General features: G+C 36.9%; 25 protein-coding genes and 1 riboswitch. Of the genes, 7 read left to right on the plus strand and 18 right to left on the minus strand.

All coding sequences use genetic code 11. From position 1 onward, the window contains the following. Positions 1 to 181: 181 nt before the first annotated feature. Positions 182 to 283, plus strand: a riboswitch (TPP riboswitch). Positions 284 to 357: 74 nt separating this feature from the next. Next, positions 358 to 939 (plus strand): energy-coupled thiamine transporter ThiT, encoded by a 582-nt coding sequence (gene thiT, locus ACFSFW_RS18065; RefSeq protein WP_388040293.1) that lies wholly within the window; start codon positions 358 to 360, stop codon positions 937 to 939. 63 nt (positions 940 to 1,002) lie between these two features. On the opposite strand, the gene rpsR is transcribed toward thiT, so the two are convergent. The 7 genes from rpsR to ACFSFW_RS18100 form a co-directional block, all read right to left on the minus strand. After that, a complete protein-coding gene (gene rpsR, locus ACFSFW_RS18070; protein ID WP_388040295.1) occupies positions 1,003 to 1,242 on the minus strand; it encodes a 30S ribosomal protein S18 in 240 nt (79 codons plus the stop codon). A 46-nt stretch (positions 1,243 to 1,288) separates the two neighbouring features. Next, positions 1,289 to 1,867 (minus strand): single-stranded DNA-binding protein, encoded by a 579-nt coding sequence (ssb, locus tag ACFSFW_RS18075; protein ID WP_099360713.1) that lies wholly within the window; start codon positions 1,865 to 1,867, stop codon positions 1,289 to 1,291. Between the two features lie 53 nt (positions 1,868 to 1,920). Beyond that, positions 1,921 to 2,208, minus strand: a complete 288-nt coding sequence (gene rpsF, locus ACFSFW_RS18080) for a 30S ribosomal protein S6 (protein ID WP_304213418.1) — start codon at positions 2,206 to 2,208, stop codon at positions 1,921 to 1,923. Positions 2,209 to 2,465: 257 nt separating this feature from the next. Further along, positions 2,466 to 3,566, minus strand: a complete 1,101-nt coding sequence (gene ychF, locus ACFSFW_RS18085; RefSeq protein ID WP_388040297.1) for a redox-regulated ATPase YchF — start codon at positions 3,564 to 3,566, stop codon at positions 2,466 to 2,468. A 114-nt stretch (positions 3,567 to 3,680) separates the two neighbouring features. Beyond that, positions 3,681 to 5,681: a molybdopterin-dependent oxidoreductase gene (locus ACFSFW_RS18090; RefSeq protein ID WP_388040298.1), complete on the minus strand. Its 2,001-nt coding sequence runs from the start codon at positions 5,679 to 5,681 to the stop codon at positions 3,681 to 3,683. Positions 5,682 to 5,809: 128 nt separating this feature from the next. Then, on the minus strand, positions 5,810 to 6,007 hold the full coding sequence (locus ACFSFW_RS18095) for a DUF951 domain-containing protein (protein ID WP_304213409.1): 198 nt from the start codon (positions 6,005 to 6,007) through the stop codon (positions 5,810 to 5,812). A 60-nt stretch (positions 6,008 to 6,067) separates the two neighbouring features. Then, the gene (locus ACFSFW_RS18100) at positions 6,068 to 7,087 is read right to left on the minus strand and encodes a YkvI family membrane protein (RefSeq protein WP_388040300.1); all 1,020 of its coding nucleotides are present in this window, start codon (positions 7,085 to 7,087) and stop codon (positions 6,068 to 6,070) included. A 141-nt stretch (positions 7,088 to 7,228) separates the two neighbouring features. Here ACFSFW_RS18100 and yyaC point away from each other — a divergent pair, with 141 nt between their 5' ends. Continuing rightward, on the plus strand, positions 7,229 to 7,846 hold the full coding sequence (yyaC, locus tag ACFSFW_RS18105; protein ID WP_304213403.1) for a spore protease YyaC: 618 nt from the start codon (positions 7,229 to 7,231) through the stop codon (positions 7,844 to 7,846). A gap of 27 nt (positions 7,847 to 7,873) precedes the next feature. Here yyaC and ACFSFW_RS18110 read toward each other — a convergent pair whose 3' ends face one another. From ACFSFW_RS18110 to rpmH, 11 genes are all read right to left on the minus strand, one after another. Beyond that, positions 7,874 to 8,611: a DUF554 domain-containing protein gene (locus ACFSFW_RS18110; RefSeq protein WP_099360706.1), complete on the minus strand. Its 738-nt coding sequence runs from the start codon at positions 8,609 to 8,611 to the stop codon at positions 7,874 to 7,876. A gap of 97 nt (positions 8,612 to 8,708) precedes the next feature. Next, complete coding sequence (locus ACFSFW_RS18115; protein ID WP_388040303.1) at positions 8,709 to 9,569, minus strand: ParB/RepB/Spo0J family partition protein; 861 nt, start codon at positions 9,567 to 9,569, stop codon at positions 8,709 to 8,711. Next, positions 9,562 to 10,323 (minus strand): ParA family protein, encoded by a 762-nt coding sequence (locus tag ACFSFW_RS18120; RefSeq protein ID WP_099360704.1) that lies wholly within the window; start codon positions 10,321 to 10,323, stop codon positions 9,562 to 9,564. The genes ACFSFW_RS18115 and ACFSFW_RS18120 overlap by 8 nt, the downstream gene beginning before the upstream one ends. Positions 10,324 to 10,763: 440 nt before the next feature. Continuing rightward, positions 10,764 to 11,672 (minus strand): nucleoid occlusion protein, encoded by a 909-nt coding sequence (noc, locus tag ACFSFW_RS18125; RefSeq protein WP_304213393.1) that lies wholly within the window; start codon positions 11,670 to 11,672, stop codon positions 10,764 to 10,766. 341 nt (positions 11,673 to 12,013) lie between these two features. Beyond that, complete coding sequence (rsmG, locus tag ACFSFW_RS18130; protein WP_388040305.1) at positions 12,014 to 12,730, minus strand: 16S rRNA (guanine(527)-N(7))-methyltransferase RsmG; 717 nt, start codon at positions 12,728 to 12,730, stop codon at positions 12,014 to 12,016. Positions 12,731 to 12,745: 15 nt separating this feature from the next. After that, entirely contained in the window at positions 12,746 to 14,629 is a 1,884-nt protein-coding gene (gene mnmG / locus ACFSFW_RS18135; RefSeq protein ID WP_388040307.1) for a tRNA uridine-5-carboxymethylaminomethyl(34) synthesis enzyme MnmG, read from the minus strand. A 30-nt stretch (positions 14,630 to 14,659) separates the two neighbouring features. After that, complete coding sequence (gene mnmE, locus ACFSFW_RS18140) at positions 14,660 to 16,036, minus strand: tRNA uridine-5-carboxymethylaminomethyl(34) synthesis GTPase MnmE (protein WP_388040309.1); 1,377 nt, start codon at positions 16,034 to 16,036, stop codon at positions 14,660 to 14,662. Between the two features lie 323 nt (positions 16,037 to 16,359). Then, entirely contained in the window at positions 16,360 to 16,980 is a 621-nt protein-coding gene (gene jag, locus ACFSFW_RS18145; RefSeq protein ID WP_099360700.1) for an RNA-binding cell elongation regulator Jag/EloR, read from the minus strand. Beyond that, a complete protein-coding gene (gene spoIIIJ / locus ACFSFW_RS18150; protein ID WP_304213380.1) occupies positions 16,977 to 17,750 on the minus strand; it encodes a YidC family membrane integrase SpoIIIJ in 774 nt (257 codons plus the stop codon). The genes jag and spoIIIJ overlap by 4 nt, the downstream gene beginning before the upstream one ends. A 143-nt stretch (positions 17,751 to 17,893) precedes the next feature. Further along, positions 17,894 to 18,241 (minus strand): ribonuclease P protein component, encoded by a 348-nt coding sequence (rnpA, locus tag ACFSFW_RS18155; RefSeq protein ID WP_388040311.1) that lies wholly within the window; start codon positions 18,239 to 18,241, stop codon positions 17,894 to 17,896. Positions 18,242 to 18,392: 151 nt separating this feature from the next. Next, a complete protein-coding gene (gene rpmH, locus ACFSFW_RS18160) occupies positions 18,393 to 18,527 on the minus strand; it encodes a 50S ribosomal protein L34 (protein ID WP_057997955.1) in 135 nt (44 codons plus the stop codon). 821 nt (positions 18,528 to 19,348) lie between these two features. On the opposite strand from rpmH, the gene dnaA reads away from it, so the two are divergent. From dnaA to remB, 5 genes are all read left to right on the plus strand, one after another. Next, complete coding sequence (gene dnaA, locus ACFSFW_RS18165; protein WP_099360697.1) at positions 19,349 to 20,695, plus strand: chromosomal replication initiator protein DnaA; 1,347 nt, start codon at positions 19,349 to 19,351, stop codon at positions 20,693 to 20,695. Positions 20,696 to 20,949: 254 nt separating this feature from the next. Further along, positions 20,950 to 22,086: a DNA polymerase III subunit beta gene (gene dnaN, locus ACFSFW_RS18170; RefSeq protein WP_099360696.1), complete on the plus strand. Its 1,137-nt coding sequence runs from the start codon at positions 20,950 to 20,952 to the stop codon at positions 22,084 to 22,086. 90 nt (positions 22,087 to 22,176) lie between these two features. Next, positions 22,177 to 22,395, plus strand: a complete 219-nt coding sequence (yaaA, locus tag ACFSFW_RS18175) for a S4 domain-containing protein YaaA (RefSeq protein ID WP_388040315.1) — start codon at positions 22,177 to 22,179, stop codon at positions 22,393 to 22,395. 47 nt (positions 22,396 to 22,442) lie between these two features. After that, positions 22,443 to 23,561: a DNA replication/repair protein RecF gene (gene recF / locus ACFSFW_RS18180; RefSeq protein WP_388040317.1), complete on the plus strand. Its 1,119-nt coding sequence runs from the start codon at positions 22,443 to 22,445 to the stop codon at positions 23,559 to 23,561. Positions 23,562 to 23,571: 10 nt separating this feature from the next. Next, the gene (remB, locus tag ACFSFW_RS18185; protein ID WP_165918236.1) at positions 23,572 to 23,835 is read left to right on the plus strand and encodes an extracellular matrix regulator RemB; all 264 of its coding nucleotides are present in this window, start codon (positions 23,572 to 23,574) and stop codon (positions 23,833 to 23,835) included. The last annotated feature ends 41 nt before the right edge of the window (positions 23,836 to 23,876 follow it).

Consider the following 23,876-nt stretch of genomic DNA (forward strand, 5'->3'; position numbering starts at 1 on the left):
TTACAACCACTTTCTATTTTAAAGATTTACAAGGAAGTCTTCAACTTTTGGACTTCCATAGGATTTGGCGACTTCGGCGTTTGAAGTAGGGCATGTCAGTCTTTCGTTGAAGTTTCACTGTGATGAAACTTTTTGTTTTACTTTTCCCTATTTTCTATTATGATAGTAATTAATTAATAAACGTAACCACAAGGGGAGCAATTTGCTGAGAGTGAACGTTAAAAGTTCAGACCCTTCGAACCTGTTAGTTAATGCTAGCGTAGGAATGTGGAGATTTATGAGAACTTAACCTTTTATTAAAGTTGTTCTCCTTTGGGGTGCGTTTTGTTCATTACACACTTCAAGGGGGTTTTTTTTATGAGAAATACTAGGTTACAGGCTATGATTGAAGCGGCGATTTTTGCCGTATTAGCGCTAGCATTAGACATGTTTGTACCATCAATAAAAATTGGTCCTTCCATCTCTATATCATTCGCAATGATACCTATATTTATTGTCGCACTAAGGTGGGGATTTAAAATTGGTTTCCTTGCCGGATTTTTATGGGGACTTCTACAGGTGATTTTTGATCCTTGGATTATCCATCCAGTTCAAGGTGCCATCGACTATTTCTTAGCTTTTTCTTTCATTGGATTTGCCGGTTTATTCAAAAATGGCGTTCAGGAAAGCTTAAGAACTGGTAACAAAGGTAAGTCATTAGCTTTAATCATTAGTGCCATTTTCATTGGAAGCCTTGCTCGCTACTTTTGGCATTTCGTATCAGGTTTTGTCTTCTTCGCTGAACAGCTAAAAGGCTTTGAAGCAGTATGGTTTTCTCTAACAGCTAACGGCATCACTTTTTTAGGTGCATTCATCTTCTGTTCCATTATTATGACCTTATTAATTCTTTCTTCACCACGTTTCTTCTTACTAAAACAAGAAGTACAGAAACGATTCTAGTAGTTCATTAAATAAAATATCAAAAAAGCGATGACCGCATTAGGCGATCATCGCTTTTCTTTATTATTCACCAGATACATATGGTAATAATGCCATTTGACGAGCACGTTTAATAGCAACTGTTAATTTACGTTGGTATTTTGCGCTAGTACCTGTTACACGACGAGGTAAAATTTTACCACGCTCAGAAACGAATTTTTTAAGTAAATCTACTTCTTTATAATCGATGTGTGAAATTCCATTAGCTGTGAAGTAACACACTTTACGACGCTTTGCACGTCCACCTTTACGTCCGCCTGCCATTGATTTTCCCTCCTTTTTAGTTTTCATTATATGATTGACTTACAAGTTAGAATGGAAGATCATCATCTGAAATATCGATAGGTTGTCCGTCATTTGCAAATGGATCTTGGTCTACTCTTGTAGGTCCTTGGTTTTGATTTGGGTTCTGACTCTGTCCAAATGGAGAATAGCCGCCTTGACCTTGGTTACCTTGGTTTCCACCCTGGTTACCGCCAAAACCACCTTGATTGCCACCATAGCTGCCTTGATTACCGCCATAGCCGCCACCAGGGTTACCTCCACCGCTACGCTGTTGGTCATTTGCATTTCTTGGTTCAAGGAATTGAACACTTTCTGCTACAACCTCAGTAACATATACGCGTTTGCCATCCTGGCCTTCATAATTTCTTGTTTGAAGACGACCATCAACACCTGCTAAGCTGCCCTTCTTTAAGAAGTTTGCAACATTCTCAGCTGGTCGGCGCCATACAACGCAATTAATGAAGTCAGCTTCACGTTCACCTGACTGATTCGTAAATGCTCGATTCACTGCGAGCGTGAAGGTTGCTACTGCAACTCCACTTGGGGTATATCGTAATTCAGGGTCTTTTGTAAGTCTCCCTACAAGAACTACGCGATTCATCATCAGAACCATCTCCTAACAGGATATTCAAACAGAGTCTATACTCTAAATAATTCTTATTCTTCTACTTTAACAACGATATGACGGATAATATCTTCACTGATTTTCGCTAAACGATCGAATTCGTTAACAGCTTCAGCATTAGACATTACGTTAAGAATCATGTAATAACCATCGCGGAAATCATTGATTTCATAAGCTAAACGGCGCTTACCCCATTCTTTTACGTTTGTAATCTCCGCACCATTGTCTGTTAGAATGCCATTAAAGCGCTCAACTAAAGCCTTTTTCGCTTCATCATCAATGTTTGGACGGATGATATACATAACTTCGTATTTTCTCATCACGTTACACCTCCTTTTGGACTAACGGCCCTTTTACCTAAAAAGGGCAAGGAGCAATTATTTCAATTACTCACAGAAAAATATTATAGCACATAAAAAAATCGTAGGCAAGAACTGTTTCAACAACGGATTATTAGCTCAATTGAAAAAATAAATAAAAGTTTCTCACGATTGAGCTAATAATCACCTGTTACCTTAACAAAACAGCCACAAAACGTGTATATCATCGTCCTGTGGCTAGTTCCTCGTTAAACACCTTATACATTAAATCGGAAATGAATGACATCCCCATCTTGTACAACATATTCTTTACCTTCTAGGCGAACCTTTCCTGCCTCACGAGCAGCATTCATAGAACCGCCTGTAAGAAGGTCTTCATACGATACCGTCTCAGCGCGGATAAATCCTCTCTCAAAATCAGAGTGAATGATACCAGCACACTGTGGAGCCTTCATTCCTTTTCTAAACGTCCACGCTCTTACCTCTTGTACACCGGCAGTAAAATACGTAGCAAGTCCTAATAAGTGATACGCAGCTCGAATCAATTGATCAAGACCAGACTCTTCTATTCCTAGCTCTTCAAGGAACATTGCCTTTTCTTCCCCTTCAAGCTCTGCAATTTCAGACTCAATCTTTGCACAAACAACAATGACTTCAGCATTTTCCTTTTGTGCAAACTCACGTACTAATTGAACATATTCATTCGAAGAAGGGTCTGCTACTTCGTCTTCACTAACATTCGCAACATACAATACTGGTTTACTTGTTAGTAAGTGCATTCCCTTTACATATTTCAGTTGCTCTTCAGTAAATTCAACTGCACGAGCTGGCTGCTCATTTTCAAATGCTTCTTTTAACTGTACAAGCACCTCATGCTCAGCAACTGCATCCTTATCCTTTTGCTTAGCAAGCTTTGCAACACGGTCAATTCGCTTATCAACTGATTCAAGGTCAGCTAAAATCAACTCTAAGTTGATTGTTTCAATATCGGCAATTGGATCTACCTTACCTGCTACGTGAGTGATATTATCATCTGCAAAACAGCGTACCACATGACAAATCGCATCTACCTGGCGAATATGTGATAAAAATTTATTACCAAGACCTTCCCCTTTACTGGCACCTTTTACAATCCCTGCAATATCAGTAAATTCAAAGGTTGTTGGTACAGTTTTTTTAGGTTGTACTAATTCCGTTAATTTATTTAAACGCTCATCTGGAACCTCAACAATCCCCACATTTGGGTCAATTGTACAGAACGGATAGTTCGCTGATTCCGCACCTGCTTGTGTAATTGCATTAAAAAGAGTTGATTTTCCAACGTTAGGAAGACCAACGATACCTGCTGTTAACGCCATTGATTTTTCCACTCCTCTTATCCGAAACATACTAGCCTTCAACAATTATAGGTTTTCCTTATAAAAAATACAAGCCGTTTCGGCTAGAAACGGCTTTTGTATAAATCCACCATTCTAAAGCTTTTCAATTCTAACAAGGCAATCATATAAAGTACTGCCAAGTCCGTTATCGGAAACTTCATGTGAGGTGAGATTATTGACACTACCACCAAAGATATGCCATTGTCCTTCATCAATACAAATAATCTTTGGAGATGACTCTTTTAATATTTGCACTTTCCCTGTAATTTCTCCACGATCATTAAATACCCTTACCTTATCATTCGGCTCAAGATTTTTCTGTTCCGCAATATCCTTCGAAACCTCAACTTTTACTGTTTGAAGGCCTTCAATCAAAGGATAATTTTGTGAATGGTTTGAACGTAAAGGGTGAATCGTTAGTAGTGAGTATGGATATTTTTCCGCTAACCCTTGATTAGAAAATATCGATTCTTTTGGATATGATATTTTCATACGTCCATCATACCCTTTCATCTCTCCTAAAGATGATGTGAATTCAAATTTTCCAGATGGAGTTGAAAAGTGAAAATCATTCCACGGTACAAGTCTTACAGGCAATGGTACGTGACTTTTTTCTTTAATCTCCTCAAAGGTAATCCCCTTGTCTTCTAATGAACCTACTCCCATTTTTATAAATTCTTCTCTTGAATAATTAAAATCTTCACCAAACCCTAACCTTTTGGCTAATTCACTCCAAATCCAAACATCTGATTTTGCCTCTCCACGAGCCTCAACTAATTTAGGTCCATAATTGACAAAATGATGGTACATGGATGAATAATAAATATCCTCTTCTTCAAACACAGTAGCTGAAGGAAGTACATAATCGGCTAATCTTGCCGTGTCTGTCATAAACTGTTCTAATACAACTAATGTATCTACCGATTGAAAGGCTTCCAGCACTCTATTTGTGTTTGGAACTTGAGTTAACGGGTTCCCACTTGATACCATAATCATTTTTATTGGTGGTTCTGAAGCAGTCAGAATCTTTTCCGCTTGCTCACTCATAACGAAAGATCTCGACTGTTTCTTTCTTTCTGGAAGTGTTAAAGCCGCACTATCAAAACTTTGGCCAACTTGCGTATTCCCAAAATTAGCACCACCACCTGGGACACCTACATTACCACTGACTGCAACTAATGCATCAATTAGACGAATGGTATTTCCACCATTTGCATATCGCTGCATCCCTAACCCCATATAGGTTGCCGTTGGCCCATTAGTAAATATGTGGGCTAAATTTGTAATTGTTTCACGTGGAACATTTGTTATTTTTTCAATTTCTTCCATTGAGATTGATTCGATTACAGCCAATAAATCATTAAATCCAACCGTATACTTTTCAATAAACCCTTTATCCTGCAAATCTAAACGAAGTAATTCCTTCATAATACCAATCGCCAAAAAACCATCCATTCCTGGAGTAATTGGGATATAGGAGTTTGCAATTTTTGCCGTTCCGTTGTAAATGGGATCAATGACGATTATGTTCGTACCCTTCTTTTTTACCTCCTGTAAATAACCAAAGAGATGCATATTCGTGCGTGCCACATTTCTTCCCCAAATAATTACATTTTTACTATTGTATATATCATCAGGAGCATGACTTGCTGAATTTCCAAAATCCCAATTTTGTGCTTCAATACCTGATCCCCAGCAAATGCTACCGATTAAGTCAGTAGCACCACCATAACAATTAAAAAATCGATCAGGTATTTTAGTTAAAAGGCCACCATTTGCATAGTCATGACTGTGCAAAACAGCGGTCGAACCATATTTTTGTCTTACTACTAAAAGCTTCTCTGAGATTTCTGTTAATGCTTGTTCCCATGAAATTCTTTGAAACTCCCCATCTACCTTTTTCAATGGGTAAAGAATACGATCATCAGAGTTTGTTCGTGCTTCCAGCATACGTCCTCTGCCGCAAATTTTGCCCTTCGTAATTGGATGATCTTTATCTCCATCTATTTTAACAACTTTACCGTTTTCCACTTCAACAACAAAACCACAACTGTCCCAACAATTTAAAGGACATGCGGATTTAAATGTGGCCATTCTCCTCATCTCCTATACATGTAGAAAACCTACCAAAATCTCATATCCTCTATTATAAATCACAGCACCTAACATTCTATAGAAAATATTTCCCTTAAAAGTAAATTCGAAAAAATAAAGCACGAGGCCTAATCCTCATGCTTCACAAGAATCTTCTTTAGTTTTCGACCAAACTCTTTTCGCGGAATGAGTACACTATGTTCGCAGCCTTCACATTTGATTCGAATATCCATCCCTACTCGAATAATTTTCCATTTATTTGTTCCACATGGATGAGGTTTCTTCATTTCTACAATATCATGTAATCCATAGTCTTTATCTACCATGACACCCACCCTTTATCCTTTTATATGAAGAATCTTTATATGTTGTATTGTATCAGGAAATCATTTCAAATTGTAGCGATTTACAATTGGATATAACAAAATGACGGCCAATAAGTATAAATTTGCAATACCATATAATGGGTATAAGATTGAAACGAGCGTCGAAAAACCAAAAGTCGTAAAAGGCACCATCAGCAAAATTAATAAAATGGAAATCATCCACAAGGGCATTTTTAAATTTTCTTTAAAACGTGTGGATAATCCTAGTAATCCCGACGCTGCAGTAGTAAATATTGCTCCAAATAATAGAATGGACATGATAAACACAGCAACATAAGGAAAGTTCTTTAAGATGACAAATAGCGGAATTTCATAAAGCATAATCTCTTGAGCCACTTCAATAAGTGCCTCATTATAAATAAAGGTAATTACCCCCAAAAACAAACCACTTCCAATGCTTGCAACCCAGGCTTCCCCTTTTGACTTCATTTCTTTACCAATTGCACCTAACACAGCAACAAGCGGTAAGATGTTTAATGCTGTAAATGTAAATGCGGCTGGCCAATTGCTTTGTTCTTGAAAAATAAAGGAAATCTCTTTTTCACTAGATGATAAGAAAATCAATAAAACCGTAATTAAAAAGATGATTAAGGCAGGAATTATCGCCATATTTATGGAGATCAAGCCATTAATATTCCATAAAAAGACTAGGACTAGTAGGAATCCAAAAATTAGAATTCCCCACCAAAAAGGAATCGTAAATAACTCTAAAGTAGCTCCTCCACCCGCTAACATCACAACCGTCGTTGAAAATAAGTATAAAATCGTAATCACATCGTACACATGTGAAACTTTTTCTCCTACTAATTCTTTTAATACAGGTACAAAATGCTCGGCTTTTTTTTCATAACTAATCTTCATAATGATATAGCAACAAATAATAAAAATGAACGTAAAAAAAATGATAGCTAAGGCACTTTGTTCTCCATAAAACTGCCAAATCTCCCTTCCCGATGCATAACCTGCCCCTATTGCAGTTCCTAAAATGAGAAACATCCACCGAAACCCTGCCTGAAACATATAATCCCTCCACACCTCATAATTGCTCTGACTACTTAAAACGCACCTATTACTATTTCTAAGATTCTTTTTTGTTCAGATGTATAGAATGTTAGATTTCACCGTATACTGTTACTACCGTTAAAAAGGGGTGAAAAGCCTATGAATCTTAGATATAAATTATTTGACCATCTAAAAAGTGAACCTTTTCGAATTCCACATGATCAAGACTCAGCTGACCATCAAATTGCCTTAAAAATCACTTCTATGCTCCCGCATACTACTAATCAACCAATTGTTATTTTTTGCATCGGTACAGACCGTTCTACTGGAGACTGCCTTGGACCTTTGATTGGTACTAAAATTACCGAAAAAAGATTGTCCCACTTTCATGTATATGGCACATTGGACGAACCTATTCATGCAGTTAATCTTCAAGAAAAAATTGAGGAAATCAAAATGAAGTATTCAAACCCGTTTATTATTGGCATAGACGCCTGTTTAGGAAGATTGAAGAACGTGGGAGCCATAACCATCGGAGACGGTCCAATTAAGCCAGGAGCAGGTGTAAATAAGGAATTAACCCCTATTGGGGACATGCATATTACTGGGATTGTAAATGTAAGTGGATTTATGGAGTTTTTCGTCCTTCAAAACACAAGATTAAGTTTAGTTATGAAGATCGCAAATACCATCGCAAGTGGTATTTGTAAGGCAGAGTTTCAGTTTCTGCGCAAAGTGGAGTTGGGGAGTGTTGAAAAAGATCGTTTTTCCTTATAAAAAAACCTCTTCTGTTATGAAGAGGTTTTAAAAAAGACCTTGTGCAAAGAACAAAATTGAATTCCAATAATACACTACTGTTACGAGGATAGCTACAACAAGGATACCGGGTAACAGATTTGCAACACGTATATTGGTGATCCCTATCAGATTTGTACCAATTGCAACAATCATCAAGCCACCCGCACCCGTCATTTCGACAATAAACGCGTCCATCACTTCGGTCGGAATAAATTTATCAATTTGTGTCGCAAATAGTGCAATTGCACCTTGATAGAGAATAACAGGAACTGCAGAAAATAATACACCAATCCCTAAAGTTGTTGATAATATTAAACTAGTAAATCCATCTATGATCGACTTTGTATAAAGGACACGATGGTCATGGCGCAATCCACTATCAAGTGCGCCAATGATGGCCATTGCACCAATTACAAATATTAAAGTTGCTGTTACAAAACCTTTTGCGATCGTCCCTTCATCCGAAGATGAACCTACCTTCTTTTCAATCCAAGCTCCTAATTGATTTAATTTATCTTCTAGGCCCCACCATTCGCCAAGAATGCCGCCAAACACTAAACTAAAGATTACAATTAGAAATTGTTCACTTTTTAGTCCCATTTGGATACCCAACAAACAAACAGCAAGTCCAATCGCTTGCATAACAGTTGATTTTATTTTATCTGGAATCCGATGCAATACCTTTCCTAGTAAGGTTCCAGCTACTATACACAATCCGTTTACTATCGTCCCTAATAAAACCAATTTTCATTTCCCCTATTTCCCTTTTTTATGTAATAAAAAACGCTGCACAGTCCAGTTATGTAATCAATAAAACAAGACGTGCAGGTTTGCAAGAGCATTATGAGATTTTTGGTGAATCTAGTAGTTCAAGAATTCTTTCAAGGTCATCACTGGAAAAGAATTCGATTTCAATTTTTCCTTTTTTCTTGTTTTGTTTAATCGAAACAGATGTACCAAATCGTTCACGAAGAAATGATTCTTGTTCTTTAATAAAGATATCTTTTTCCTTTTTTGGCGGTTTGGGTGTTTCACGTGGAACATTTTGATTAATTTGGCTTATCAAGGCTTCTAATTGACGAACATTAAGCTCCTCAGCCATTACTTTTTCAACAACTGCATTTAGCTTTTCCTTCTTTTTCAACCCTAATAATGTACGTCCATGTCCCATAGACAATTTCCCTTCAGAAATTAAATCCTGGACATGTTTTGGAAGAGATAGAAGACGAAGGTGATTCGCAATATGCGGTCTACTTTTTCCTAATCTTTTCGCAAGCTGCTCTTGAGTGATTTTCAAATGATCAAGTAAGGATTGGTAAGCGAAAGCCTCTTCAATTGGTGTTAAATCCTCACGCTGTAAATTTTCAAGCAAGGCAATCTCCATCATTTGTTGTTCATTTAACTCACGAATAACAACAGGAACTGTACTAAACTTTGCTTCTTTTGCAGCACGGAAACGTCTTTCACCTGCCACAATTTCAAACCCTTTAATTGTTTTTCGAACAATAATAGGTTGTAAAATCCCATGTGTAAGAATGGACTCTTTTAATTCAGTAATTGCCTCAGGCGCAAATGTTTTTCTTGGTTGATATGGATTCGTACGTAATTCAGTTACTTTAACTTCTTGTACAACCTCTTCATTCCCCACTTCCATCGATGTGGAAAATAAAGCATTGATACCTTTACCTAACCCTTTAGCCATTCACAATCACTTCCTTTGCAAGATCTAAGTATACTTCGGCACCTCTAGATTTTGGATCATAGATGATAATTGGTTCCCCATGACTTGGAGCTTCACTTAAACGGATATTTCTAGGAATAATCGTTTTATATACTTTATCTTGAAAATACTTTTTCACTTCTTCAATGACCTGAATACCTAAGTTTGTTCTTGCATCTAGCATGGTCAAAAGAACCCCATCAATCATTAGTTCTTTATTGAGGTGTTTCTGAACCAAACGGATCGTATTTAATAGCTGACTAAGTCCTTCAAGTGCGTAATACTCACATTGAACTGGAATGATTACAGTATCAGAAGCTGTTAATGCATTTAATGTTAACAACCCTAATGATGGCGGACAGTCTATAATAATATAGTCGTATTGATCTTGTACTTCTTCTAAAGCTCTTTTCAGACGAACTTCGCGAGAAATCGTTGGCACTAGCTCAATTTCAGCACCAGCTAATTGGATCGTTGCTGGAATCATATATAAATTTTCAACTGTCGTTGGAACCGTTACGTTTTTCGCCTCTACATCATCAACAAGCACATCATAAATGCACTGATCTATATTCGCCTTTTCTATGCCGCAGCCGCTTGTTGCATTCCCTTGAGGGTCAATATCAACAAGTAAAACCCGCTTACCAACATAGGCTAAGCAAGCACTAAGGTTAACAGAAGTAGTCGTTTTTCCTACTCCACCCTTTTGGTTAGCAATTGAGATGATTTTCCCCACGATGTCACCTACTTTCTACTATCCTACTTATTTTTTTTACAAAGTGAGGTCCTTATCAAATGCGCCTTGGCGTATTTGCGCCCAGATTTTTTAGGCCCACACGAGGTGGGTCACAAAGACGTTGCCACAGGAAGTGGCGTACTTAGTCTTTGATCTTATGGTCGAAAAATTACCTTTGAAAATCTGTGGCATCCGCCGGAGGCTTTAACTTTTCAAACGGGATTTGTGAGCCCGATTGAATAAGTTAATTCTATCACTTTTTCTATTCTATCATGAAAAAATGTTCTGGTTTATCTTTTTTTATTAAATTGACTGTCAAAAATGTTTCACGTGAAACATTTCCTATGACAAATAGAATGTATTTTCATAGTTTTCACTGAAAATAGTATTATTGAACTAAAAAAAATTCCTCACCTGTATAGGTAAGGAAGGAACTCAGTCTATTTATTTTTGGGAATTCGGATTGTAAATTGATAAAACTCGTCGAATTCTTCTTCTTCGGTATTTAAAGAGACACCACTTTCTTCAACCATGGTTAATGATTGACGAATCGTGTTCATCGCAATTCTCATATCACGGCTTACTGCTTTAAATTTAGGCTTTGGTCGCTTTTTCTCCTTTTCTAATTCAAGGATTTTAACTACGCGATCCTCCGTTTGCTTTACATTCAGCTCTTTTTCAATAATGTCATGCATAAGCTTAATTTGCTTTTCTGGATCCTTGAGAGGAATTAAAGCTCTCGCATGACGCTCTGTCAGCTTTTTCTGCATGAGTACTTGTTGAATTTCTTCAGGCAACTTTAATAAACGTAACTTATTAGCGATTGTTGATTGACCTTTACCCAATCGTTGAGCTAACGCTTCCTGTGTAAGACTATGTAATTCTAGTAATCTAGCATAAGCATACGCTTCTTCAATAGCTGATAGTTCCTCACGTTGCAGGTTCTCGATCAATGCAACGGATGCAGTTTCTGCATCATTAAATTCTTTTATAATGGCTGGAATTGTCTCCCACTCAAGGGTTTGAACAGCTCTCCAACGTCGTTCACCAGCTATAATTTCATACTGATTATCAGCGAATTGACGAACAACGATTGGTTGAATAATTCCATGAGTACGTATGGTTAATGCTAGTTCTCTAATCTTGTCCTCTGCAAAAACAGTTCTTGGTTGATATCGGTTTGGAACAATCTCATTTATCGGAATTTGTCGAACTTCTTCATTCAGGTGAGTTTCTTCTTCATCTTCTATTGAATCTTGTAATTGTGTTTCTACCACCTGTTCTTGATTCGTTTGTTGTTTGTCATCTTTTTCACCGATACTAAATAATCGTGAAAATGGATGCCTCATAATTCCACCACCCCTTAGAACTCCCACTAATCAAATCCGCCTTGGCGTATTTGCGCCCGATTTTTTTCGAGCCTGCTCGAAAAATTTCCATTGAAAAATCGTGGCATCCGCCGGAGGCTTAACTTTATTTAGCCAACGATTGAACGCCTCACGTAAATCGTTACACCGTACATACATCCCACTACTTAGATAAGTAGAAAATTCTGCTGAATAAAGTTAATAATTCTCTATTTTCTCTCTCATTCCTTCTATTATAACACGGATTTTACAAAAATCTTACTATCTTTCTACTAATTCATGTTGAATCAAAGGTACAATGTAAAAAAAGGTTCACCAATAGATTATTTAATTGGTGAACGATTTGGTGTTCCCGGTTTACGTGGGTATTTTTTTGGTGTTGGTTTTTTCTTATCGATAATCACGATATTTCGGTCACTTTTTTCAATCGGTAATAAAAAGTGATGTACATCTCTCACTTGACCACCTAATGTTGTGATGGCTTTCTTGCCATCCTCTAGTTCCTCTGCAACAGAAGCTGCTTTCATCGCAATAAATGCTCCATCTACTTTCACAAGAGGCAGGCATAATTCACTTAACACAGACATTCTAGCAACTGCTCTTGCCATCACAATATCAAAAGACTCTCTAATCTCTTCCTTTTGACCAAAGGTTTCGGCACGATCGTGATAGAATGTCATATTTTCGAGCTGTAATGCCCTTGAAAGCTCCTCAAGAAACGTAATTCGCTTCTGTAGTGAATCCACTATCGAGATTTTTAGATGAGGAAAGCAAATTTTAAGAGGGATACTTGGAAATCCAGCACCCGCTCCGACATCACAAATTGACGCTTCTTTAGAAAAATCAAAATAGAATGCAGCCGAAACAGAATCAAAAAAGTGTTTTAAATATACCTCCGGCTTTTCTGTAATCGCCGTAAGGTTCATTTTTTCATTCCATTCCACTAACAATTTGTAATATGTTTCAAACTGACTTAGTTGGGTTGGAGAAAGGGATATCCCCTTCTCTTCCAACATAGTTTTAAATAATGAAGTGTCCATTTCTTTCTCTCCTAGTTAATTTACGCGAGCAATTTTTCCTTGCTCAAGATATACGAGTAAAATGGAAATATCAGCTGGATTTACACCTGAAATCCTTGAAGCCTGAGCAATAGATAGAGGATGTACTTCCTTTAAATTCGCTCTCGCTTCATTAGCTAAACCAGAGATTGCATCATAATCAATGTTTTCTGGAATTTTCTTATCTTCCATTCGTTTTAGTTTGTCAACTTGCTGCAAGGATTTTTGAATATACCCTTCATACTTGATTTGAATTTCAATTTGTTCCGCAACATCAGGGTGGATCTCTTGCTCGCTTGGAGCCAATTGGCGTATATGATCATATGTCATTTCTGGGCGTTTCAGCAGGTCACTTGCTAAAATTCCATCCTTCAGTTCACTTCCACCAACAGAGCGGATTAATTCTTGTACTTCGTTGGTTGGTTTAATTCTCGTCCCTTGGAGACGCTCCATTTCTTGTTGAATGGCTGTCTTCTTATTCAGGAACATTTGGAATCTTTCTTCAGGAATTAAGCCAATTTCATGACCAAGCTCTGTTAATCGTAAATCTGCATTGTCATGACGAAGAAGTAAACGATATTCGGCACGAGAAGTTAATAAACGATAAGGCTCAGCTGTACCTTTTGTTACTAAGTCATCAATAAGTACGCCAATATAGGCATCTGAACGACTTAAAATAACTTCTTCTTTATCAAGGGCACGGCGTCCTGCATTAATACCTGCCATAATCCCTTGTGCTGCAGCTTCCTCATATCCAGACGTTCCATTAATTTGCCCCGCTGTATAGAGGTTTTTAATTTTTTTTGTTTCTAGTGTTGGCCAAAGCTGTGTAGGTACAATTGCATCGTATTCAATTGCATATCCTGGTCTCATCATTTGTGCATTTTCAAGCCCTGGGACAGATGCAATCAATCGATGTTGAACATCCTCAGGTAAGCTTGTGGAAAGTCCCTGAACATAGACTTCCTGAGTATTTCTACCTTCTGGCTCAAGGAAAATTTGATGTCTAGGCTTATCATGGAAACGAACAACTTTATCTTCAATGGAAGGACAGTAACGTGGTCCAGTCCCTTTAATCATGCCAGAATACATAGGTGAACGATGAAGGTTTGCATCAATAATTTGATGTGTTTCTTCGCTTGTATATGTTAACCAGCATGGAAGTTGATCGGTAATGTATTTTGTCGTTTCATACGAAAACGCTCTTGGTGTTTCATCACCAGGTTGAATTTCTGTTTTACTATAATCAATCGTATGACTATTCACCCTTGGAGGGGTTCCAGTTTTAAATCGAACTAAATTAAAACCTAACTCCTCAAGATGCTCTGATAACTTAATAGACGGTTGCTGGTTATTCGGTCCACTTGAGTACTTTAATTCACCAAGAATGATTTCACCGCGTAAAAATGTACCTGTTGTAATGACAACTGTATTTGCACGATATTCCGCGCCCGTATTGGTAATAACACCTTTACATACGTCATCCTCAACAATTAAGCGCTCAACCATCCCTTGAACGAGGGTTAAATTCTTTTCATTTTCTAATGTTTGTTTCATTTCATGCTGATAGGAAAACTTGTCTGCCTGAGCACGTAACGCACGTACTGCAGGACCTTTTCCTGTGTTAAGCATTCGCATTTGGATATGAGTTTTATCAATATTTTTTGCCATTTCTCCGCCCAAGGCGTCAATTTCACGAACAACTGTACCTTTAGCAGGTCCACCCACTGATGGATTACATGGCATAAACGCCACCATATCTAGGTTGATTGTTAAAACGAGTGTCTTTGCACCTAGTCGCGCTGAAGCTAAGCCTGCTTCACAGCCTGCATGCCCAGCACCGATGACGACGACATCGTAATATCCGGCATCATAGCTCAATTTAACTTCCTCCTCTTCTGATTAATCTTTCTATTTACCTAAACAAAATTGAGAGAATAGCTGATTAATTAGACTTTCATGAACAGCATCTCCGATAATTTCCCCTAATAGCTCCCAGGTTCTTGTTAAATCGATTTGAACCATATCAATTGGTAGGTCCGATTCTGTTCCTGATATGGCATCCTCAATTGACTTTTTCGCTTGTGTTAGCAAAGCAATATGGCGGGAGTTAGAAACATATGTTAAATCATTTGCTTCAACAGTTCCAGTAAAAAACAAGGATGAAATAGCTTTTTCTAAAGCATCTACCCCTTTTTCTTCAAGTAAAGAGGTTGTGACGACTGGGCTGTCTTTAGCAAGTTCCTTGACCTTCTCCATATTAATTTTTTGCGCAAGATCCGTTTTATTGATGATCACTATCGTTTCCATACCTGAAATAGCTTCAAATAAGCGCTCGTCCTCTTCTGTTAACTCATCTCCATAGTTTAAAACAAGTAAAATTAGATCAGCTTTTTTCAAAACTTCTCGGGAACGCTCTACTCCAATCCGTTCAACAATGTCCTCCGTTTCACGGATTCCCGCTGTATCAACAAGACGTAGTGGAACACCTCGTACATTTACGTATTCCTCAATTACATCACGAGTTGTACCAGGAATGTCGGTAACGATGGCCTTATTTTCATGAACAAGGCTATTTAATAAAGATGATTTCCCTACATTCGGCCTACCTATAATAACAGTAGATAAGCCTTCTCGTAAAATTTTTCCTTGGTTGGATGTTTCTAATAACTTTATAATTTCATCGCGAACATGTTTCGCTTTCTCAAGCAAGACATGATGTGTCATTTCCTCGACATCATCATATTCAGGGTAATCAATATTTACTTCAATATGGGCTAATGTTTCAAGCAATTCCTGACGTAATTGGTTAATGAGGGTGGATAACCTTCCCTCCATTTGACCAATTGCAACACTCATTGCACGGTCAGTCTTTGCTCGGATTAAATCCATGACTGCCTCTGCTTGAGAGAGATCGATACGTCCATTTAAAAACGCACGCTTTGTGAACTCTCCTGGTTCAGCTAGACTTGCTCCATTCGTAAGTACAAGCTGCAGGACTCGATTAACCGATACAAGTCCCCCATGGCAGTTGATCTCAATTACATCCTCTCTTGTGAAAGTCTTTGGTCCTCTCATCAAGGTTAGCATTACTTCCTCAACGACCTGGTTTGTATCTGGATCAACGATATGTCCATAATGGATGGTATGTGAGTCTACCTCTTTTAGATTCTTCCCTTTAAATACTCGATTTGCAATCTCAATTGCTTCATCCCCGCTTAACCGAACAATTGCAATTGCTCCTTCTCCCATTGGAGTTGAAATTGCTGCTATTGTATCAAACTCCATTTCTTCACCTTCTTTATATCAACATTCCAAATGTCTCTTTGTAATTTTGCTTTTTAAAACCTGTGAATAACTTTTATTAATCATTTTTTACTAGTATTACCTAATTATCCACAAGGATAACAAATCCTAGTTTTCCCAAAACAAAAACTATACTCCATTTTATCTTATCCACATGTGAATAACAATAATAGAGAATGCTCTTGAACGCAATAAATTATCATTATTCTTGTTATATAACAGTCTGTATTTGTAAATCCGATTTCCTACTTCCTCTTAAAAATGCACAAAAAAAACCTAGGCAATCGCCTAGGCTTTTTATTATATTACTCTGCTGGTGAAATAACGATATGTCGATTTGGATCAGAACCACTTGATGATGTCTTAACCTTTTTATGAGTTGCAAGAGTTGTATGAATGACTTTTCTTTCATAAGAAGGCATTGGTTCCAACTTCACATCTTGCTTTGTACGACTTACTTTATCGGCAAGTCTCTCCGCTAATTGAATCAAGGTTTCTTCACGTCGACCTCGATAGTTTTCAGCATCCACCATAATATTTAAATATTGATTGGAATATCGATTTGCTACCAATTGTGTTAAATATTGAAGCGAATTTAAGGTTTGTCCTCTTTTTCCGATAAGAACGGCCATTTTTTCACCTGATAGTTGGAATGTAACATTCTTCCCATTCCGTGTAACATCCAATTTTGCCGGTATCCCCATAGTTAGAATGACATCTTCTAAAAACTCCTGTGCCTTTTCTACTGGATCATCCTTTACTGTTACTTTCACAACAGCTGGCTTCGTTCCAAAAATCCCAAATATCCCTTTTTTACCTTCATCGATGATTTGTATATCGGTGCGGTCTCTTGTTGTGTTAAGTTGAGCTAAAGCTGATTCTACTGCTTCATCGACGGTTTGCCCTGTAGCAGTTACTTGTTTCACTTTTTGGCTCCTCCCGCATTTCCAGATTTAGCGGCTCTAATATCTGGACCTTTTATTAAAAACGTTTGAACAATCATAAAGATATTACCTACAACCCAGTATAATGATAAGGCAGCTGGGAAGCTAATTGCAAAGACAACAATCATGATTGGCATTAACCATAGCATCATCGCCATTTGCGGATTGTTTTCCATCCCCATCATTGTAATCTTTTGCTGGATAAATGTCGTCACACCAGCAACTAAAGGAAGAATATAATATGGATCTGATTCTCCAAGATCAAACCATAGGAAGTTATGCTCAGCAATTTCACTCGTTCTCATAATCGCATGGTAAAAACCAATTAAAATTGGCATTTGAATCAATAATGGGAAACATCCAGCCAATGGATTGACACCATGCTTTTGGAATAGCTGCATTGTTTCTTGTTGTAGCTTTTGTTGAGTAGCTTGGTCCTTCGAGCTGTACTTTTCACGAAGTTCTTTCAGCTCAGGTTGTATGGCCTGCATTGCCTTCGAACTTTTCGTTTGTTTAATCATTAATGGTAATAATGCAAAACGAATTAAAAGAGTTACAATAATAATGGCTAAACCATAGCTATTATTTGTGAGTTCAGCAAAGTATGTAATCAACCAAGATAATGGATATACAAAATATTTGTTCCAAAATCCTTCACTTTCTGCGGTAATCGGTTCATTGACCTGGGTACACCCAGATAGTAGTAGAATCAATCCTATTAGCGCACTTATTAATAATATTCGCCTTTTCAACTACTTTTTCCTCCTAGTATTAATATCTAAAGGTAAATATGTATGCCTTCTATTTTTTTCAACATATGTAGAAAAATCAATATGTTCCTTTGTATTCTAACATCTTTGTATTAAAATTTCTTTCTTTCCTTCGAAAAAATCTCCTATTTTTGCTCTTTTTTTAATACTTTTGCCACCTTTAATACATGAAGTAGGCTTTTCTCCACTTCAGCATAGCCCATCTCAGCAACCGGCTTCCTGGCAATGATCACATAATCCTTGATTTGAACTTGATCCTTGTGTTCAAGAAAGAATTGGCGAATTAACCTTTTGATTCTGTTTCTAGTAACAGCGTTTCCAATTTTTTTGCTCACAGATAAGCCGATGCGAAAATGTTCAAGCTCATCCCGCTCATAAACATAAACGATAAATTGCCGATTAGCTGAAGATTTTCCTGACTTAAACACCGTTTGAAAATCTTGATTTTTTTTTATACGGTATTCTTTTTTCATCCTTTACAACTCCCGTACGACGAAACAACGTTCAATTTCTATGATCTACTACCCTTTGTTAATTGTCGCTTCTACTTCTCTATAGTATGGGCAATAGAAAAATTGAAATAAACCTTTTTATTGAAAAAAAGACCACTGAGCTTTCAGTGGCCTATGCTGATAATACTTTTCTTCCTTTTTGACGACGACGAGCAAGAACTTTACGTCCGTTTTTAGAGCTCATGCGACTACGGAAACCGTGAACTTTGCTGTGCTTACGTTTGCTTGGTTGATATGTTCTTTTCATTTATATGACACCTCCCTGAGGAATTAACTCTCAAATTATACATCAGACAGTCTTACTAATTATATTGAAAACCTATAAAAAATGTCAACCTTATTTGAAATACTATATTTTGGATAAGGATTTTTTGTTTAGAAAAAGGGAATTATGATCTTGAACTGCTGCTTGCAAAATTCCTCATTAAAAAAATTCTTCCCCCGCTCAAATTTTAATTGGTCTAGTTCCAGTGGCTAGAAACTCAAGAAATTTCACCTCCTCCTGCAGAGGCAAAAAGCGCCTCTTTGTCGAAGCCTCCAGTTTCCTCATTTCTAAGCAAGGCGTTTCAGCTTTTCTAATTGTGGACAACTTTTTTCGACAGTTTTTTTAATCCACAACATTTATCGACAACTTTTACACATCATCTTGTGTTGTGGATAAACATTTTCCACAAGGTATAGATATTGTGGATAAGTTTTCAAAAACCATTGATTATCTAGTCATAATTTGATATTATAGTTTTGTTTTCACTCGTTATAAGTTATTAACATTTTTCTTTTATCCACAGAATGTGGATATCATGTGGACAGATTTTTACACATTGTGAATTATAACTTGTCCACAACCAGTGGATTATGTCGAAAAGATGTTTTTCTACTATATTATATAGTTATTCACAAATTGCCAAGTATGTATATTTATAAACTTATATTCATTTACTGAAAAAGAACTGCATAAAGACTTATTTTTATACATTTGATTAATCATAATTAGTAGAAGAAATTTCAGACGTAACATCGTCTAATTACCTTGGTAGGTACAAAATAGCTAACAAAGGAGGGAGATTGTTGGAGAATATTGCAGATTTATGGGCAAAAGCGCTCCAAGAGATAGAGAAAAAATTAAGTAAGCCGAGCTTCGAGACATGGCTGAAATCAACAAAAGCCCATGCACTACAGAACGATACACTTATTATTACTGCTCCCAATGAGTTTGCTAGAGATTGGCTAGAATCCAGATATCTGCATCTAATCGCTGAGACTATATATGATCTAACTGGTGCAGAGCTCGGAATCAAATTTATTATTCCTCAAAATCAGCTAGATGAAGAGTTCGAATTGAAAACACCTGAGAAAAAAGCTACTAAAAGCGATGAACCGGCTGAAAACACTCAAAATATGCTCAATCAAAAATACACATTTGATACATTTGTAATTGGCTCTGGGAATCGCTTTGCACATGCTGCATCCTTAGCAGTTGCAGAAGCGCCAGCAAAAGCCTATAACCCACTCTTTTTATATGGTGGTGTTGGATTAGGTAAGACACATTTAATGCATTCCATTGGTCATTATGTTCAAGAGCACAACCCAAATGCAAAGGTTGTCTACTTATCATCTGAGAAATTTACAAATGAATTCATTAACTCCATACGGGATAACAAAGCGGTAGAATTTAGGAATAAATACAGAAATGTCGACATCTTACTTATAGATGATATTCAGTTTTTAGCTGGAAAAGAATCAACTCAAGAAGAATTTTTCCATACGTTTAATACCTTGCATGAGGAAAGTAAGCAAATTGTCATTTCAAGTGATAGACCGCCTAAGGAGATTCCTACTTTAGAAGATCGTCTTCGTTCCCGCTTTGAATGGGGATTGATTACCGATATTACCCCTCCAGACCTTGAAACAAGAATTGCCATCTTACGCAAAAAAGCCAAGGCAGAGGGACTTGATATTCCAAATGAAGTGATGCTATATATCGCGAACCAAATCAACACGAACATTCGTGAGCTTGAAGGTGCGCTTATTCGTATCGTTGCATATTCTTCTTTAATTAATAAAGATATTAATGCCGACCTTGCCGCAGAGGCTCTAAAAGATATCATTCCAAGTTCTAGACCGAAAGTAATTACAATTTTTGAGATTCAAAAGGTCGTTGGGCAGCACTATAGTATAAAACTTGAGGATTTCAAGGCGAAAAAGCGAACAAAATCCATTGCATTCCCTCGTCAAATTGCGATGTATTTATCAAGGGAACTAACAGATTCCTCGCTGCCTAAAATTGGAGAAGAGTTTGGAGGCCGTGACCATACAACGGTCATTCACGCTCATGAAAAAATCACAAGACTATTAAATACAGACACTCAATTACAAAAACAAATAAATGAAATCATTACACAATTAAAGGGTTAAATCCCATAGATGGTTTCATCTTTTTAATTTGGACAAGTACTTGTAACGTGAATACTGTGAATAACTTCCTTGTTGTTGCGCACAGTCTGTCCACATGTGGATAGACTGTTTTCATTTGTTTTGTTACGGTTATCCACATATTCACAGGCCCTACTAGTACTTCTACGATCTTTCTTTTAAAAAAATAAATATATATAAACTAAAAGTGTATTCACACGAAATCAAAAATAGAACTATCTTTAGGAGGATTTTTGATGAAATTTATTATTCAAAGAGACCATCTTGTTCAAAGTGTACAGGATGTAATGAAAGCTGTATCTTCACGAACAACCATTCCGATCTTAACAGGGATTAAAATAGTTGCGACAAATGAAGGAGTAACACTTACAGGTAGTGATTCCGATGTCTCCATAGAATCTTTTATTCCTAATGAAGAGGCTGGAGATGAAATTGTTGAAATTAAAGAAACTGGAAGTATTGTTTTACAAGCTCGTTTCTTCAGTGAAATCGTAAAAAAACTTCCTAAGGATACAGTAGAAATTGAGGTTCATTCTAATTTATTAACTATTATTCGTTCCGGAAAAGCTGAATTTAACTTAAACGGACTTGATGCTGAAGAATATCCACAGTTACCTCAAATTGAAGGAAACCAAGGTTTTAAAATTCCTGCTGATTTACTAAAAAATATGATTCGGCAAACAGTATTTGCTGTTTCCACTTCTGAAACTCGCCCTATACTAACAGGTGTAAATTGGAAGGTTGAAAATAGCACACTCAATTGTATTGCGACAGATAGTCACCGTCTTGCAATGAGAACGGCACATATCGAAACAGAAAGTGATGGATCCTATAGTGCAGTAATTCCAGGTAAAAGCTTAAATGAATTAAGTAAAATTCTTGATGATACGACAGATTTAGTTGATATTGTCATTACCGAAAACCAAGTTCTCTTTAAAACAAAGCATCTTTTATTCTTCTCTCGTCTATTAGATGGCAGCTATCCAGACACGACTAGACTTATACCAACTGATAGTAAAACTGAGGTAGTATTAGCGACGAAGGAATTTTTACAATCAATTGATCGTGCCTCTCTACTGGCAAGAGAAGCAAATAATAATGTTGTTAAATTCACAACTTTACCAGATGGAGTGGTCGAAATTTCGTCTATATCTCCTGAAATCGGGAAAGTAAATGAAGAAATCCAAAGTAAATCCATTGAAGGTGAAGAATTAAAGATTTCTTTTAGTGCAAAATATATGATGGATGCATTAAAAGCATTGGAAAGTTCTGAAATCCGTATTAGCTTTACAGGCGCCATGAGACCGTTCTATATCAAAGCCCTTGATGACGATACAGTCTTTCATTTGATTCTCCCGGTGCGCACTTATTAAGAAAGAATGAACTACTAGGTCGTAAAAACCTAGTAGTTTTCTTTTCTAGTTGGATTTTCTTTAGTAAAATAAAAGAAAGAAGGCGAAAAAATGGCGAAAGAAATACAAATTTCGACAGACTTTATTACATTGGGACAGTTTTTAAAACTAGCCGATATCATCCAATCAGGTGGAATGGCAAAATGGTTTCTTGGTGAACATGAAGTCTATGTAAATGGAGAGCTAGAGAATCGCCGCGGTAAAAAGCTAGTAGATAAGGATGTAGTAGACATTCCTGGCTTTGGAACGTTTGTCATATCAAATGCTTAAGCTGCGGGGGACTTCCCCTCGCGCTTGTGCGCAAAGGGTGAAGCCATTTGTTCATAGAAGAAATAGAACTGACGAATTATCGTAATTATGAAAAATTATCCATAATATTTGAAGATAAAGTGAATGTCATTTTAGGTGAAAATGCACAGGGCAAGACAAATGTGATGGAGTCTATCTATGTTTTAGCGATGGCAAAGTCACATCGGACCTCAAATGATAAAGAATTGATTCGCTGGGATGAAGAATATGCTAAAATAGAGGGTAGGGTTCAAAAACGGAACGGCCCCTTATCCTTGCAGCTCGTTATCTCTAAAAAGGGTAAAAAAGCAAAAAGTAATCATTTGGAACAGCAAAAGCTGAGCCAGTATGTTGGAAATATGAACGTGGTTATGTTTGCCCCAGAAGATTTAAATCTTGTAAAGGGTAGCCCACAGATAAGAAGACGATTTATTGATATGGAAATTGGGCAAGTATCTGCAGTATATTTACATGACCTAAGTCAATATCAAAAAATCCTCCACCAGCGGAACCACTATTTAAAGCAGCTTCAAACTAAAAGACAACATGATCAAACCATGCTTGATGTATTAACTTCACAATTAATTCAAGCGGCCGTTAAAATTGTTAAAAAACGATTTGAATTCCTTGTTTTATTACAAAAATGGGCTGAACCAATTCATCATGGAATTAGTAGAGGTCTAGAAAGGCTTCAAATTGAATATAAACCTTCAATTGAGGTATTAGAAACAACGGATTTGTCGAAAATGGTAGATGTATATGACGAAAAATTTGCTAAAATAAGAGAGAGGGAAATTGAAAGAGGCGTTACATTGGCGGGGCCACATCGGGATGACCTTGCATTTTTTGTGAATGGAAAGGATGTTCAAACATTCGGATCCCAGGGCCAGCAACGTACGACCGCCCTATCCTTAAAGCTAGCAGAAATAGAATTAATTCATTCAGAAATTGGAGAATACCCGATTCTATTATTAGATGATGTTCTATCGGAACTGGATGATTTTAGACAGTCCCATTTATTAAATACAATTCAAGGCAAAGTACAAACCTTTGTTACAACAACGAGCGTTGAGGGGATCCATCATGAAACGTTAGAGCAGGCCGCAACCTATGAAGTGTCTGCAGGACTCATAAAAAAGCTTAAATGAGGTGATGAGTTTGTTCATACATTTGGGAGACAATGTAATGGTTCGTTCATCAGATGTCATTACGATATTAGATCGACAGCTTTTAAAATCCTCCTCTATCGTTAATGAATTTTTAGATGTACAAAAAGACAGAGTGGTAGAATTGTCTAATGGGAATACTAAATCAGTGGTAGTTACTGTTGATAAAGTTTATTATTCACCTTTATCCTCTAGTACATTAAAAAAACGTTCGCAACATGTTTCCGATTTTGAAACAATTTTAGATGAAATATAAGCAGTAAAGCAACTCAAAACTTGTTCTTTTTTTCGTTAATA

The organism is Ferdinandcohnia salidurans, assembly GCF_042680725.1.
GTDB classification, from domain to species: domain Bacteria; phylum Bacillota; class Bacilli; order Bacillales; family Bacillaceae_L; genus Ferdinandcohnia; species Ferdinandcohnia salidurans.

Excerpts from the sequence above, each read along its gene's own strand:
- thiT (WP_388040293.1), top strand. The coding sequence starts at position 358 with ATGAGAAATACTAGGTTACAGGCTATGATTGAAGCGGCGATTTTTGCC.
- rpsR (WP_388040295.1), bottom strand. The coding sequence starts at position 1,242 with ATGGCAGGCGGACGTAAAGGTGGACGTGCAAAGCGTCGTAAAGTGTGT.
- ssb (WP_099360713.1), bottom strand. The coding sequence starts at position 1,867 with ATGATGAATCGCGTAGTTCTTGTAGGGAGACTTACAAAAGACCCTGAA.
- rpsF (WP_304213418.1), bottom strand. The coding sequence starts at position 2,208 with ATGAGAAAATACGAAGTTATGTATATCATCCGTCCAAACATTGATGAT.
- ychF (WP_388040297.1), bottom strand. The coding sequence starts at position 3,566 with ATGGCGTTAACAGCAGGTATCGTTGGTCTTCCTAACGTTGGAAAATCA.
- ACFSFW_RS18090 (WP_388040298.1), bottom strand. The coding sequence starts at position 5,681 with ATGGCCACATTTAAATCCGCATGTCCTTTAAATTGTTGGGACAGTTGT.
- ACFSFW_RS18095 (WP_304213409.1), bottom strand. The coding sequence starts at position 6,007 with ATGGTAGATAAAGACTATGGATTACATGATATTGTAGAAATGAAGAAA.
- ACFSFW_RS18100 (WP_388040300.1), bottom strand. The coding sequence starts at position 7,087 with ATGTTTCAGGCAGGGTTTCGGTGGATGTTTCTCATTTTAGGAACTGCA.
- yyaC (WP_304213403.1), top strand. The coding sequence starts at position 7,229 with ATGAATCTTAGATATAAATTATTTGACCATCTAAAAAGTGAACCTTTT.
- ACFSFW_RS18115 (WP_388040303.1), bottom strand. The coding sequence starts at position 9,569 with ATGGCTAAAGGGTTAGGTAAAGGTATCAATGCTTTATTTTCCACATCG.
- noc (WP_304213393.1), bottom strand. The coding sequence starts at position 11,672 with ATGAGGCATCCATTTTCACGATTATTTAGTATCGGTGAAAAAGATGAC.
- rsmG (WP_388040305.1), bottom strand. The coding sequence starts at position 12,730 with ATGGACACTTCATTATTTAAAACTATGTTGGAAGAGAAGGGGATATCC.
- mnmE (WP_388040309.1), bottom strand. The coding sequence starts at position 16,036 with ATGGAGTTTGATACAATAGCAGCAATTTCAACTCCAATGGGAGAAGGA.
- rnpA (WP_388040311.1), bottom strand. The coding sequence starts at position 18,241 with ATGAAAAAAGAATACCGTATAAAAAAAAATCAAGATTTTCAAACGGTG.
- rpmH (WP_057997955.1), bottom strand. The coding sequence starts at position 18,527 with ATGAAAAGAACATATCAACCAAGCAAACGTAAGCACAGCAAAGTTCAC.
- dnaN (WP_099360696.1), top strand. The coding sequence starts at position 20,950 with ATGAAATTTATTATTCAAAGAGACCATCTTGTTCAAAGTGTACAGGAT.
- yaaA (WP_388040315.1), top strand. The coding sequence starts at position 22,177 with ATGGCGAAAGAAATACAAATTTCGACAGACTTTATTACATTGGGACAG.